The sequence below is a fragment of the Pseudomonas floridensis genome (genome assembly GCF_002087235.1).
Taxonomy (GTDB): domain Bacteria; phylum Pseudomonadota; class Gammaproteobacteria; order Pseudomonadales; family Pseudomonadaceae; genus Aquipseudomonas; species Aquipseudomonas floridensis.
This window is the reverse complement of record NZ_MUIO01000187.1, coordinates 14,554-28,741: the sequence shown is the minus strand read 5'-3', so window position 1 is coordinate 28,741 and position 14,188 is coordinate 14,554. Positions and strand designations below refer to the sequence as shown.

13 protein-coding genes are annotated in these 14,188 nt (G+C 60.3%); 8 read left to right on the top strand and 5 right to left on the bottom strand.

Annotation, left to right across the window (positions count from 1 at the left end):
- The 3 genes from BZK31_RS28035 to ilvD all read left to right on the top strand — a co-directional run.
- Positions 1-574 (top strand): class I SAM-dependent rRNA methyltransferase (locus BZK31_RS28035; protein ID WP_157900818.1); only part of this gene is annotated, 574 nt, incomplete at its 5' end.
- A gap of 241 nt (positions 575-815) precedes the next feature.
- Complete coding sequence (locus BZK31_RS28030) at positions 816-1,331, top strand: dermonecrotic toxin domain-containing protein (protein ID WP_083186424.1); 516 nt, start codon at positions 816-818, stop codon at positions 1,329-1,331.
- A gap of 309 nt (positions 1,332-1,640) precedes the next feature.
- Positions 1,641-3,488, top strand: a complete 1,848-nt coding sequence (ilvD, locus tag BZK31_RS28025) for a dihydroxy-acid dehydratase (protein WP_083186423.1) — start codon at positions 1,641-1,643, stop codon at positions 3,486-3,488.
- 125 nt (positions 3,489-3,613) lie between these two features.
- Here the strand turns inward: ilvD and BZK31_RS28020 are convergent, their stop codons facing one another.
- Both BZK31_RS28020 and BZK31_RS28015 read right to left on the bottom strand, forming a co-directional pair.
- Entirely contained in the window at positions 3,614-4,672 is a 1,059-nt protein-coding gene (locus tag BZK31_RS28020) for an HAD family hydrolase (protein ID WP_083186422.1), read from the bottom strand.
- Positions 4,673-4,852: 180 nt separating this feature from the next.
- Positions 4,853-5,365 (bottom strand): dihydrofolate reductase, encoded by a 513-nt coding sequence (locus tag BZK31_RS28015; protein WP_083186421.1) that lies wholly within the window; start codon positions 5,363-5,365, stop codon positions 4,853-4,855.
- A 109-nt stretch (positions 5,366-5,474) separates the two neighbouring features.
- On the opposite strand from BZK31_RS28015, the gene BZK31_RS28010 reads away from it, so the two are divergent.
- From BZK31_RS28010 to BZK31_RS29815, 4 genes are all read left to right on the top strand, one after another.
- Positions 5,475-6,854 carry a DUF2868 domain-containing protein gene (locus BZK31_RS28010; protein WP_083186420.1) on the top strand — a complete coding sequence of 460 codons (1,380 nt, stop codon included), beginning with the start codon at positions 5,475-5,477 and terminating at the stop codon, positions 6,852-6,854.
- Positions 6,847-8,238: a DUF3482 domain-containing protein gene (locus BZK31_RS28005; protein ID WP_083186419.1), complete on the top strand. Its 1,392-nt coding sequence runs from the start codon at positions 6,847-6,849 to the stop codon at positions 8,236-8,238. Before BZK31_RS28010 ends, BZK31_RS28005 begins: the two co-directional genes overlap by 8 nt.
- Before the next feature lie 205 nt (positions 8,239-8,443).
- Positions 8,444-8,989, top strand: coding sequence for a zeta toxin family protein (locus tag BZK31_RS28000; RefSeq protein WP_244182756.1), 546 nt, complete (start codon positions 8,444-8,446; stop codon positions 8,987-8,989).
- Between the two features lie 77 nt (positions 8,990-9,066).
- The gene (locus tag BZK31_RS29815; protein WP_167378130.1) at positions 9,067-9,225 is read left to right on the top strand and encodes a hypothetical protein; all 159 of its coding nucleotides are present in this window, start codon (positions 9,067-9,069) and stop codon (positions 9,223-9,225) included.
- Between the two features lie 59 nt (positions 9,226-9,284).
- Here BZK31_RS29815 and BZK31_RS27995 read toward each other — a convergent pair whose 3' ends face one another.
- The 3 genes from BZK31_RS27995 to rpmE form a co-directional block, all read right to left on the bottom strand.
- A complete protein-coding gene (locus tag BZK31_RS27995) occupies positions 9,285-10,553 on the bottom strand; it encodes a malic enzyme-like NAD(P)-binding protein (protein ID WP_083186418.1) in 1,269 nt (422 codons plus the stop codon).
- 183 nt (positions 10,554-10,736) lie between these two features.
- The gene (locus tag BZK31_RS27990) at positions 10,737-11,531 is read right to left on the bottom strand and encodes a thermonuclease family protein (RefSeq protein ID WP_083186417.1); all 795 of its coding nucleotides are present in this window, start codon (positions 11,529-11,531) and stop codon (positions 10,737-10,739) included.
- A gap of 13 nt (positions 11,532-11,544) precedes the next feature.
- Positions 11,545-11,766: a 50S ribosomal protein L31 gene (rpmE, locus tag BZK31_RS27985; protein ID WP_024686334.1), complete on the bottom strand. Its 222-nt coding sequence runs from the start codon at positions 11,764-11,766 to the stop codon at positions 11,545-11,547.
- A 165-nt stretch (positions 11,767-11,931) separates the two neighbouring features.
- Here rpmE and BZK31_RS27980 point away from each other — a divergent pair, with 165 nt between their 5' ends.
- Positions 11,932-14,151, top strand: a complete 2,220-nt coding sequence (locus BZK31_RS27980; protein WP_083186416.1) for a primosomal protein N' — start codon at positions 11,932-11,934, stop codon at positions 14,149-14,151.
- The last annotated feature ends 37 nt before the right edge of the window (positions 14,152-14,188 follow it).

Genomic DNA, 14,188 nt, shown 5'->3' with positions numbered 1-14,188 from the left:
CCGCATGAACCGCGCACGTCTGGCGCCATACGTGAAAGGCAAGCGGGTTCTGGACCTGTACAGCTATATCGGCGGTTGGGGTATTCAGGCGGCGGCCTTCGGTGCCAGCGACGTGACTTGTGTCGACGCGTCGTCCTTCGCACTCGACGGCGTAGAACGCAACGCCGCACTGAATGGTTTTGCCGAAAAACTGACCTGCATCGAAGGTGATGTGTTCGAGGCCTTGAAGGAGCTGAAAGCCGGTGAGGAGCGTTTCGACGTGATCGTCGCCGACCCGCCTGCGTTCATCAAACGCAAGAAAGACATGAAGAATGGCGAAGGTGCCTATCGCCGTCTGAACGAGCAAGCCATGCGCCTGCTCACCAAGGACGGCATCCTGGTCAGCGCTTCCTGCTCGATGCACCTGCCGGAAGACGACCTGCAGAACATTCTGCTGACCAGCGCCCGTCATCTGGATCGCAACATCCAGTTGCTGGAACGCGGTGGTCAGGGCCCGGATCATCCGGTGCACCCGGCCATTGCCGAAACCCGCTACATCAAAAGCATTACCTGCCGGTTGCTGCCTAACAGCTAATCCCCCGTGATCGGGCCAGCGGCGAGCTGGCCCGATACACAGCGCACTGCAGCCTCACTTTGTCGAGTCACACACGCTAAAACGCATTTTGAAACACTCCCTCCAGACGCCAACAACTAATTACCGCATTGCACGTTCTTGCGCTGATAGATTGTCAGCGTCTTGTTAGTAACGCCCTACGGACTACGACCCAAGACATTACTCAAAATGGACTTTGTTTAATTTAAACGGACTTAAGAAAATGACCGACTCTACTGACGTTGATTACATTCGCGATGACCTGAACAAGATGGTTGCCGACCAAGTGTCCCGCGGCCTGCTTTCGGAAGATGGCGCGAACCTGATTCAACGCGTCATCAATGCTCCAGAGGCTTCGGACGACGACGGCATCAGCATTGGCCAGTTCGTCATGCCGCACCATAAAGGCATCACTCTGTCGCGTCTTTTCGTGATTCGCGGTCCGGTCGGCCAGTACATTCTTTATGTACCGGAACAACCCGCCGCACCGACCGACCGGATTTTTCACGAGAATCACGACTGGACGCGCACCGGCTATGTATTGGGCGGTTTTCTGGGCAAACCTGGCGGACTGGAATACCTGCTGGATCTGGTCAATGAAGATCAACGCGAACTGGTCGCCGATTACTTTGAAGAAATCACTCGCCTGCCTTCTTCGTGGAATCAGGACGCGCTGGCCTTCCAGCCTGTCAGCGGTGAAACCTACCTGCATCAGATTCAGACCATCGTGAAGCGTTGAACGGTCACTGATGACAAATGATGCACCGGTCGCCGACAGGGCCCTGTCGGCGACCTTTTCGTTTATGCGCATTCCAGACCTGCCAATCTGTCAGAACATGCCTTCGTTCATGCCAACCGGGCGCGAGCGGTGTAGAATCGGCCCTATTCATCGCCAGTCATCCCCCGGCGGGTTTATGAGCTCAGGCCGAGTACACGGTGATCCCGTGATTTTCGGTTTCTTCGCTGCACCCGGTCACTGCCGCTTGCAAGCGACGTCAATAGAAGCTCACTCCCTTCCTGATCAGCCTTATTTTGCCGGAGTGCTCCAATGCCTGATTACCGCTCGAAAACGTCCACCCACGGCCGCAACATGGCCGGCGCCCGTGCCCTCTGGCGCGCCACGGGCATGAAGGACGAAGATTTCAAGAAACCGATCATCGCCATCGCCAACTCGTTCACCCAGTTCGTGCCAGGCCATGTGCACCTAAAGGACATGGGCCAACTGGTTGCCCGTGAAGTCGAGCGCGCCGGTGGCGTGGCGAAAGAATTCAACACCATCGCGGTCGACGACGGCATCGCCATGGGCCACGACGGCATGCTGTACTCGCTGCCGAGCCGCGAAATAATTGCCGACTCCGTGGAATACATGGTCAACGCGCACTGCGCCGATGCCATCGTCTGCATTTCCAACTGCGACAAGATCACCCCCGGCATGCTGATGGCCTCGTTGCGCCTGAATATCCCGGTGATCTTTGTCTCGGGTGGACCGATGGAAGCCGGCAAGACCAAACTGGCCAGTCACGGGCTGGACCTGGTCGATGCGATGGTGATTGCCGCCGACTCGACCGCCAGCGATGAAAAAGTCGCCGAATACGAGCGCAGCGCCTGTCCGACATGCGGTTCATGCTCGGGCATGTTCACCGCCAACTCGATGAACTGCCTGACCGAAGCCCTGGGCCTGGCACTGCCGGGCAACGGCTCGGCACTCGCCACCCACAGCGACCGTGAACAACTGTTCCTGCAGGCGGGCCGCACCATCGTCGATCTGTGCCGACAGTACTACAACAACAACGATGACTCGGTCCTGCCGCGCAACATCGCCAACTTCAAGGCGTTCGAAAACGCCATGACGCTGGACATCGCCATGGGTGGTTCGACCAACACCATCCTGCATTTGCTGGCCGCCGCCCAGGAAGCCGAGATCGACTTCGACCTGCGCCAGATCGATCGCCTGTCACGCAAAGTGCCGCAGCTCTGCAAGGTCGCGCCGAACATCCAGAAGTACCACATGGAAGACGTGCACCGCGCAGGCGGTATTTTCAGCATTCTCGGTGAGCTGGCCCGTGGCGGCCTGCTGCACACCGACCTGCCAACCGTGCACAGCAAGACCATGGCCGAAGGCATCGCCAAGTGGGACATTACCCAGACTGACGACGAGGCGGTGCACACGTTCTTCAAGGCAGGCCCGGCCGGCATTCCGACGCAAACCGCGTTCAGTCAGTCCACGCGCTGGGAAAGTCTGGATGACGACCGTGAAAACGGCTGCATACGCAGCGTCGAGCATGCCTATTCGCAGGAAGGTGGCCTGGCCGTGCTGTACGGCAACATTGCGCTGGACGGTTGTGTTGTGAAAACCGCAGGCGTGGACGAGTCGATCCATGTGTTCGAAGGCAACGCCAAGATTTTCGAAAGCCAGGACAGCGCCGTGCGCGGGATCCTTGCGGACGAGGTGAAAGCAGGCGACATCGTGATCATCCGCTACGAAGGTCCGAAAGGCGGTCCGGGCATGCAGGAAATGCTCTATCCGACCTCGTACCTGAAATCCAAGGGGCTGGGCAAGGACTGCGCATTGCTCACCGACGGTCGCTTCTCCGGCGGCACATCGGGCCTGTCCATCGGCCACGCCTCGCCTGAAGCGGCCGCGGGTGGCGCAATCGGTCTGGTGCGTGACGGCGATAAGGTGCTGATCGACATTCCCAACCGCTCGATCAACCTGTTGATCGACGATGCGGAAATGGCCGAGCGCCGTGCCGAGCAGGACAAGAAGGGCTGGAAGCCGGTCGAGTCGCGCCCACGCAAAGTCACCACGGCCCTCAAGGCCTACGCCCTGTTGGCGACCAGCGCTGACAAGGGCGCGGTACGTGACAAGGCACTGCTGGACAAGCTGGTGCCATAAGCGACATCGGCCACGCAAAAGCCCGGCAGAGATGCCGGGCTTTTTGTTGGGCGCACGATCAGGACCGGGCGCGGGGCGTCTGGAGCAGCGGTGTCACGCAACGCATCATCCCGCCCTCATTAACGTCACTGGATCTCGTCGGGCTTCACGATCACCCAGTTCTTGTCGGCGGTGACCGGCAAGTGCTCTTTGGCCTGGGCTTCGGCGTTGGCCTTGATCATACCGTTGAGCTGGGTCATGTACTTGTCTTTGCGGTTGACCCACAAATGCACGCCGCCTTTGCTGACATCGACGCCGTGAAACAGCATGTAGCCGTCGCTCGTTGGCGTATCGCCTCCGACCAGCACCGGTTTTTTCCATTGATCGATGTAGGTCAGGATCGCCGCCTGCTTGCCTGCCATCCAGGTCGCCGGGGTCCACAGATAAGGTGTCATTTCCAGGCCCATGTTGCTTTTCGCATCATAGTGACCTGCCTTGATCTGCTTGCGCGCCGTGGTCAGATCGCCGGTCTTGCGGTCTTTGAGCAGCAATGACACGCCGATTACATTCTCCGGTTTGACGTTGTAGCCATACTTGGGATCGGAAGCGACCATGCGCACCAATTCTTCAGAGGCGGCGCTCACCACGTAGACCTCGATACCGTTTTCCATCAGCTTGTTATACAGCTCTGCCTGGCCCGTAAACACGCGAGGCGGCTCGACGTTGAGCTGCTTGACGGTGTCACCCTCGTAGTACGTCGCTGGAATCGGTTTGCCGAGGGCCATCAGCTCGTCAACGTAGCCTTTGAGTTCCTGCAGGGTAAAGCCGGAAAACACCTGCGCGACCCACGGGTAGCAAACCATGTCGTCGATTTCGCAAAGACGATAGTAGTAACTGAACAGGCTTTCCTTGTGCTCGGCGGTGTCCTTGAAGGGGATCAGCTTAAGAGAGGGGTCGAGCTTTTCGCGGGTGATCAGGCCTTTGTTCTCCATGTACGGCAACAGCGACTCTTCGAGGTCGAAGCGATAGCTGGTGTTGTCCATGTCAAAGACTGCGTAGTTACCTTTGTTTGCATTCGCCGCGATCATGGCATCGAGCGCCTTCGCGGCTGGTTCGGGCCAGTGCTTCAGCTCTGTGGCGGCGCAAGCCTGGCCGGCAAGCCCGACACAGAGGGCGGCAATCAGCATTTTTGGCGCAAGTTTCATAGGCGAAGTCCCCTTCTCAAAAATCGAAGGGACAGACCGTAACAAAATATTATGAACGCCACAGTGCGTCAGCGACCCGAGACGGGTCAGAAGACGCCATTTGATCGACTGTTCACGACAGCAAAACCAAAAACGACACTTTTGTGACATTGGCTTTTTTGCAGACCTACGCCTGACGACTCAGGCGCGCTCCCACACTTCGAAGTTGTACGCTGGCTTGTCGTCGACTGCCGCGTTTTCCACGTTGGACACCAGCTTCCACTGCGCCGGATCGAGTTCCGGAAACCAGGCGTCGCCTGCCGGGCTCAGCGCCACGCGTGTCAGGTACAGCCGATCGGCCTGGGCAAGGCCCTGAGCATAAAGCTGAGCACCGCCAATCAACATCACCTCATCGACGCCCTGCTCATGCGCCCATTCTTCGGCGCGCTGCACAGCGCTCTCCAGCGAAGCGAATACTTCTGCGCCTTCAAGGTGCAGATCCGTCTGACGGCTGACCACCAGATTCAGGCGGCCGGGCAAAGGCCGGCCCAGCGAATCCCAGGTCTTGCGTCCCATAATGATCGGCTTGCCGAGGGTCGTCGCCTTGAAATATTTGAAATCCCCCGGCAAGTGCCAGGGCATGGAATTGTCGACGCCGATCACGCGGTTTTCGCCGAGCGCGGCAATCAGGCTGAGAGGGAGATGAGTAGTCATGGTGCGAGGATATCAGAGCACGCTCCGCAAGCCACTGAACTGTTACACGCCGTGCTCAGTCCCATGACAGCGGTTATGCTCACCGCTGAATTCATTGAAGAGACGCCGTGTGACTGCGCTGACACCACTCGATACCCTCTGGCTGACCGAAGCCGTGCGCCTACGCGAACGCCAGGCTGGCGCGCTGGACGATCAGGAAGCCAACCGCCGCGCCCGAGCCACCGAGGGCGACCTCACTAATCGCATCACCCATCGCGCCCTGTGGCTGGCGGAACGCGACGGCATGCTCGCGGCCCTGCATCACTGGAAACAGGGCGCGCGCCTGGCCCTGATCGCGCTGGCGGTACTGGCCATCATCAGCGGCGCTGGACTTGCCTTCGCGGCAATGGGCGACGGGCAGACGCCGGTCAACGTATTTTGGGCGCTGGGCAGCCTGTTGGGGCTTAACCTGATCCTGCTGCTCAGTTGGGCGCTGGGCCTGGTGTTCGCCGGACGTGGCAATACCGGCCTCGGCAGACTCTGGTTGTGGCTGAGCGAAAAGCTCGCTCGCGACGCCCAGGCTGCGCAATTGGCACCGGCGCTGATTCTGTTGCTACAACGCAGACGACTGAATCGTTGGGCGCTCGGGCTGGTGATCAACAGCCTGTGGCTGGTCGCCCTGCTCAGCGCGCTGGTCGTGCTGTTGATGCTGATGTCGACACGGCGCTACGGCTTTATCTGGGAAACCACCATCCTGAGCAGCGACACCTTCGTCAGCCTGACCCAGGCCCTTAGCACTATTCCGGCCTGGATTGGCTTCAGCGTGCCGGACGAATCCATGATCCGGGCCAGCGGCAACGGCGCGCTGCTCATCGAAAACGCGCGTCAGGCCTGGGCGGCATGGCTGGTGGGCGTGTTGCTGGTCTATGGCATCCTGCCGCGCCTGATTCTGGCCGGCTTCTGCCTGTGGCGCTGGGAAAGCGGCCGTGATGCGTTGCGCCTCGATCTGGAACAACCTGATTACCTTGAGCTGCGCGAACGCCTGATGCCCAGCAGCGAACGATTGGGCGTCAATGATGCAGAGCCTGAGTTGCTGCATCAGGTGCAGCGTGACGCAGGCACTGTCGAGAGCGATGGTGCATTGCTGGTTGCCATCGAGCTGGACGATCAACAGGTCTGGCCGCCGCACCTGCCCGCTGGCGTCGCCAACGCAGGAGTGCTGGACAGCCGCGAGTCGCGCCACACATTGCTCGAGCAACTGACTCAATACCCGCCTGCCCGTCTGCTGATCGCCTGCGACCCGCGCCGTTCGCCGGATCGTGGCAGTCTTGCGTTGATCGCGGAACTGGCCCGCTGCGCCGGGGCAACGCGCATCTGGCTGTTGCCTGCGCCTGCCGGACAAACCCTGGACCCCGAGCGTGTGGATGACTGGCACATTGCGCTGGACCCATTGCAATTGCCGTGGGCAGATACCGCGCCCCTGAGCTGGCTGGAGACGGGTCATGAGTGAAGCCAATACATCCCGCGCCATCAAGCTGGCGGTGGTCGGCCATACCAATGTCGGCAAGACCTCGTTGCTGCGCACCCTCACCGGTGATGTCAGTTTCGGCGAGGTGTCCCACCGCCCCAGCACCACCCGGCACGTGGAGGGTGCGCGGCTGTCGGTGGACGGTCAGGCCATCGTCGAGTTGTACGACACGCCTGGTCTGGAAGATGCCATCGCCCTGCTCGATTATCTGGAACGTCTGGACCGACCCGGTGAGAGGCTGGACGGTCCGGCGCGACTGGCGCGCTTTCTCGACGGCAGTGAAGCACGACAACGCTTCGAGCAGGAAGCCAAGGTGCTGCGACAGTTGCTCGACTCCAACGCGGGCCTGTACGTGATCGACGCCCGTGAACCGGTGCTGTCCAAATACCGCGATGAACTGGCCGTACTTGCCAGTTGCGGCAAGCCCTTGCTGCCGGTCCTCAACTTCGTCAACGCCGAGCAGCACCGGGAACCGGAATGGCGCGAAGCGCTGTCGCGTCTGGGCCTGCATGCACTGGTACGTTTCGACAGCGTCGCGCCACCGCAGGACGGCGGTCGCCGCTTGTACGAAAGCCTGGCCCTGCTGCTGGAAAGCGCTCGCCCGCGGTTGGAGCGTCTGATTCAGGACCAGGAAAGACAGCGGCACGCCAAACGGCACAGCGCTGCGCGCCTGATCGCTGAAATGCTGATCGACTGCGCCGCCTGCCGACGCAGTGTCGAAACCACACCCGATCAAGAGCAACAGGCTATAGACGCGTTGCGCCAGGCCGCGCGTCAACGTGAGCAAGCCTGTGTCGAAGCGTTGCTCAAGCTGCATGCGTTTCGCAAGGACGATGTGGCGACCAGCGACTTGCCGTTGATGGACGGGCGCTGGGGCGATGACCTGTTCAACCCGGAAACCCTGAAATTGATGGGCGTACGTGTCGGTGGCGGTGTGGCAGCAGGCGCTGCGGCCGGAGCGGGAGTAGACCTGATGGTCGGCGGCGTCACACTGGGTGCCGCCGCAGTCGTGGGCGCGATTGCCGGCGGCGCGCTGCTCACCGCACGCAGCTATGGCGCACGCCTGCTTGGCAAACTCAAAGGGCGTCGCGAACTGACCGTCGACGACGCCGTGCTGCGCCTGCTCGCGCTGCGCCAGGGACACTTGCTGCTGGCCTTGGCCGTCCGAGGCCACGCCGCCATGAACAGCATCGAACTGACAACACCGCAGGACAAGACCTGGCGCAAAGGCAAACTGCCCGCCCCCCTCTCCAGAGCCCGCGCTCACCCACAGTGGTCATCACTCAACCCACACGCCCGACCGAATCAGGCCGAGCGCCAAGAGGCCATCGACGAACTGGCCGAGGTGGTTCTGCGGAGTGAATAACCGGCGCAACTGACGCGAACCGATTCACACGTCTGCTTACGCTGCGTCAAGCCACCGAGCGCTCTACGCGACTTCAGCACGCTCTGTCGTCGGTATCTTATGTGTCAGGACAAGTTCTGGAGACTCAGACGGGTATCGGGCAGTTAATATCTTGGTGCTTGGCTGACGATAAGCGGTTTGAGAAACCCGACTGCCGGGCTGGAGCATGAACGACCTGCACCATCTGTCTCTTGACTGGCTCCAGGCGGGGGCTGTGACGATGGGCGATCACCAGTTGCTCAGTTTAAACGACTGGAAACATGTCAAAAAAGGAACTCTGGTGGAGTTTACGAACGATGAGCAGTTGATCTGGGATGAGGCAATCAAATTTGCAAGGGCTTGTAAAAAAACCATCGGAAGAAGACTTACGTCCAACGCTCTCTACGCTGCCGAGGGCGAGCCTGTATCGGTATTCATGTCCGGTTCGCCTGGCGCGGGCAAGACAGAAGCGTCAATTGCGCTTCTGAATCTGTTTTCAGACTCACCTATTTTGAGAGTCGATCCTGATGAGCTGCGTACAGAGTTTGCAGCCTACACCGGCCGTAACGCCTATCTTTTTCAGGGTGGTGTATCAATGCTGGTGTCTAAAATCATCGATCTGGCTCTGGCACAGCAGCAGTCTTTTTTACTCGATGGAACGTTTGCAAAGCTAGACGTCGCACGTAGCAATGTCGAAAGATCGCTTGAAAAAGTCAGGAGTAGACAAGATTGATTACCACATTCCCAAACGTTATACCCGCGAAGAACTGATCGTCACGCTGGATAACGTCTCAACCAAGGAGCTAGTCGATGACTCTCTTTAAAACGGGCTCAAGGAAGCGTAAAAGCTCTTTCGCCGAATTCATACGCAATGCGAAATCAGATGAGAAAAAGCGTGTCTACAGCGTCGTGCTGACTGAGGCGACCAAGCGCCAGAACGAGATCATGGCTCAGATCAAAACGGTCTGACACCAAATTGCATCCATTAAAAACCCGCATCTCTGCGGGTTTTTAATGACTTCAAGAAATCAGCCCTTGAACACGTCGTCCACGCTGGTCAGCGGGTAGTGCTTCGGATACGGCAGGGTGGCTACCCCGCTTTCGATGGCAGCCTTGGCGACCGCGTCGGCGATCAGGCCCAGCAGGCGGGTGTCCATGGGTTTCGGGATGATGTACTCACGACCGAATTCCAGCTTGATGCCGCCGTAGGCGTCGCTGACTTCCTGAGGCACCGGCAGCTTGGCCAGTTCGCGCAGGGCGTTGGCAGCGGCGATCTTCATTTCTTCGTTGATGCGCTTGGCGCGAACGTCCAGGGCACCACGGAAGATGAACGGGAAGCCCAGCACGTTGTTGACCTGGTTCGGGTAGTCCGAACGTCCGGTCGCCATGATCACGTCGCTGCGAGTGGCGTGTGCCAGTTCCGGGGAGATTTCCGGATCAGGGTTCGAGCAAGCGAACACGATCGGATCCTTGGCCATGCGATTGAGGTTTTCAGGGCTCAGCAGGTTAGGACCGGACAGCCCCACGAACACGTCAGCGCCGTCCAGCGCATCGGCCAGTGTGCGTTTTTCAGTCGCGTGCGCGAACACGGCCTTGTACTGGTTCAGGTCGGTGCGGCCGGAGTGGATCACGCCAGTACGGTCGACCATGAAGATGTTCTCGATCTTCGCGCCCATGCTCACCAGCAGCTTCATGCAGGAGATGGCCGCAGCGCCAGCGCCCAGGCAGACGATCTTCGCGGTGTCGAGGGATTTGCCGACGATTTCCAGCGCGTTGATCATGCCCGCAGCGGTCACAATGGCAGTGCCGTGCTGGTCATCGTGGAACACCGGGATGTCGCACTGTTCGATCAGCGCTTTCTCGATTTCAAAGCATTCAGGTGCCTTGATGTCTTCCAGATTGATGCCGCCGAAGGTGATCGAGATACGCTTGACGGTGTCGATGAATGCCTGCGGGCTTTCGGAATCGACTTCGATGTCGAACACGTCGATACCGGCGAAACGCTTGAACAGAACCCCTTTACCTTCCATGACTGGCTTGGAGGCCAATGGCCCCAGATCGCCGAGGCCAAGAATCGCGGTGCCATCGGAAATAACTGCTACCAGGTTGCCTTTGCCGGTGTACTTGTAAGCCAGCTCGGGGTCACGGGCAATTTCACGCACGGGTTCAGCAACGCCAGGACTGTAGGCCAGAGCCAGGTCACGAGCGGTTGCAGTCGGCTTGGTGAGTTCGACGCTCAGCTTCCCAGGACGAGGATTGGCATGGTACTCGAGCGCGGCAGTTTTCAAATCTGACATGTAGTGGATTCCGCTTTTTTTACTGTGGGACAGACGGACCGCCGAGGATACGCAAGATGCATAGTCCTAACAAGACTGACCAGTCACTGCTGTCAAGGGGCGAGAAGTTAGACTTTACGCTAAGGCACTCGAATCACAAAAAGCCGAACCGCCCATCGAAAGGCTCGTGATTGCGGCAGAAGCTCAACGGTCGAGCATGGCTGGATGAGTCAACGGCATCAGCCAGCGAGCCTGTCCTGACTGTAGACCACCGCGCCGGGAACGGTCCACAACCCAGCCGCGTGCTTCGACCTGACGCCCTTTAAGACGCTCAAGCTGCGGGACGTCGAAAGCGGACAGCCACTCAGGCGCCACACGCAGAACCAGCGAACCGTCCAGCTCGATCCACAGACCGCCGCGATTGCGCTGAACGCTGCTCATCCGGCCCGAGACGATGGCAAAGCCGCCTTTGTCCAGGCGTGCGGCTGATTGAACCGGCGAGTTGCGCCACAGCCCCAAACGTGCCTGACGCGCCTGCCGTTCGGCGCTCCGCTGACAATCGACCAGCGCGGTGTTGGGCGCGACGGCAACCTGATAGCCAAGCCCTTCACTGAGCAACTGCGCCTCGAGGTTGATGCCATTGCGGCCATAGACATTGGCGAGCGTGCGACCGTAACGGTCCTTGTCCTGCTCACCAACCCGCAGGCGAACCTGACCGTCGCTTTCCTTTACCAGCGCCTGCAGGCGGCGCTTGCCAGCCTCGGCGAACGGCTCGGCGGACTGGCCGCGCTTGCCGGTTTCCGGCGTATTGAGGCCGATCATGCGTACGCTGCGGCCATCAACCAGGCGCAAGGTGTCGCCATCCACCACGCGCTGCACTTGAGCGACGGCCAGACCTTCAGGTGCCGGGCAGAATGCCTGAGCGCCGGATAGCCAAATCGCGGACATAAAAAAGACGCCCACAAGGGGCGTCTTTTCAAGCAGTCTGGAAATGCCCATCAGGCAACCAGTCTTACTTCGCTTTGGTTGCGCCGAACGCACCGAAACGGGATTTGAACTTGTCGACACGGCCGCCGATGTCAAGCGTCTTCTGCTTGCCAGTGTAGAACGGGTGGCACTCGTTGCACACGTCGAGGCTCAGAGGAGCGGCGAGGGTGGAACGGGTCTTGATGACATTGCCGCAGCTGCAGGTAGCGTCAATGGCTTCGTAAACTGGATGGATATCAGCTTTCATCGGTACTTCCTCGGTCTAACGTGCCGCCACCCAACACTATTGTTGAATACCGCACGGAAATAGGCCGTGGATAGTACCAGACAATCGAAACGACGCAAGCGAACCTTTGCACCGGTCGTCTGCTAAGATCGCCCATCGCTCACGACCTCCACAGGGAAACACCGCGTGCCCAACGCCATTCTGCGCCTTGCCCTGCCCTCGCCGCTTCGCCGCCTGTTCGACTACCGGGCCCCGGCAGGCGTTGTGCGCAGCGCGCTGCAGCCGGGCATGCGCCTGCGCGTGCCGTTTGGCCGCCGGGAGATGATCGGGATTCTGGTCGAGGTCGTGGATCACAGCGAGGTCCCCGCCGACAAACTGAAACCGGCGATTGCCCTGCTGGACAGTCAGGCGCCACTGCCTGCGTCGCTGTTCAAACTGTGTCTGTGGACCTCGCAGTATTATCAGCACAGTCTCGGCGATACGTTGAGCTGGGCTTTGCCGGTACTGCTGCGCCAGGGCGAACTGGCCGAAACCCGTCAGGAGCGATTCTGGCATGTGGCTGACGGCGCCAGCATCGACGATCCGCGCATCGCCCGTGCGCCCAAACAGCGCGAAGCGCTGACCACGCTCGCCCAGCACCCGCATGGCGTGGCGCACCAGTTGCTCAGCAAATTGATGCTCAATAAAGACAGTCTCAACCTGCTGCTGGCCAAGGAGCTGGTGTACGTTGAAGTACGCAGCCATGCGCCCAGCGCACGACATGAACATTGGCTGGCCCAGCCGGAACTGCCGCTCAACACCGAACAACGTGCCGCCTATGAAGCCATTCGTGCCGGGTTCGACAGTTTCCACGCGTTTCTGCTGGCCGGCGTCACGGGCAGCGGCAAGACCGAAGTGTATCTGCAACTGATCCGCGAAACCCTTGAGGCGGGCAAGCAGGCGCTGGTGCTGATCCCGGAGATCAACCTCGGGCCGCAGACCCTGGCGCGCTTCGAACAGCGCTTCAATGCGCGCATCGCGCTGGTGCATTCGGCAGTCAACGACCGCGAACGTCTGGACGCCTGGCTGGCCGCGCGCGATGGCGAAGCGGACATCATCATCGGCACCCGCTCGGCGCTGTTTACGCCCATGAAGAATCCGGGCCTGATCATCATCGACGAAGAACACGACGGTTCCTATAAACAGCAGGAAGGTCTGCGCTATCACGCCCGCGATCTGGCCTTGGTGCGCGCCCGTCAGGAAAACATCCCGATCGTACTCGGCTCGGCCACGCCATCGCTTGAAAGCCTGCATAACGCCTACACCGGCCGTTACGGCCTGCTGCGCCTGAATCAACGGGCCGGTGGCGCGCAACAGCCGCGCTTCCTGCGACTGGACGTGAAGAGTCGTCCGCTGGACAGCGGCATCTCCGGGCCGATGCAACAAGCCATCGGCCAGACCCTCGCGGCGGGCCAGCAGGTACTGGTGTTCCTCAATCGCCGTGGTTTCGCGCCGACCCTGCTGTGTCACGACTGCGGCTGGATGTCCGGTTGCCAGCGCTGCGATGCGCGCATGACCGTGCACCAGCGCTCGGGGGAGTTGCGCTGCCACCATTGTGGCTACGTCGAGCGAGTACCGCGTCAGTGCCCGTCCTGCGGCAAAGTGGATTTGCGACCGGTTGGAGCAGGCACCGAACGTGCCGAAGAACGACTGGCGATTCTGTTTCCGGATTACCCGGTGCTGCGGGTCGATCGCGACAGCACGTCGCGCAAGGACGCGATGAATCAGTTGTTCGCAACCATTCAGCGCGGCCAGCCGTGCATCCTGGTCGGCACACAGATGCTCGCCAAAGGGCACCATTTTCCCCGCGTCACACTGGTGTCGATTCTGGATGCCGACGGCGGTCTGTTCTCCGGCGACTTCCGCGCCAGCGAACGCATGGCGCAGTTGATCGTTCAGGTGGCCGGACGCGCCGGACGGGCCGAAGAACCGGGCAAGGTGATCATCCAGACGCACCTGGCCGACCACCCTTTGCTGATCCAGCTCACCGAACAGGGCTATTTCGCGTTCGCCGAACAGGCCTTGAGCGAACGCCGCTCTGCCGGGCTGCCGCCTTTCTCGCACCTGGCCCTGCTGCGGGCCGAAGCGCACAAGCCGGGACAGGCCGAAGCGTTTCTCGATCAGGCCTGCAGCGAAGCCGAAAACCTGCTGGCGCACATGAACCTGGGCGGGATTGAACTGCTCGGTCCGGTGCCCGCGCCCATGGAACGGCGCGCCGGACGTTATCGCGCCCAGTTGCTGCTGCAATCCAGCGCCCGTGCGCCTTTGCACAAACTGCTGAGTCAGTGGTTGATCGCGCTGGAACAGATGCCCAGCGGCAGGCAGGTCAGGTGGTCGCTGGATGTGGATCCGGTGGACCTCTACTGACTGGGTTCGGCGCCTGGCAGCCAATCATTGCGCCGCA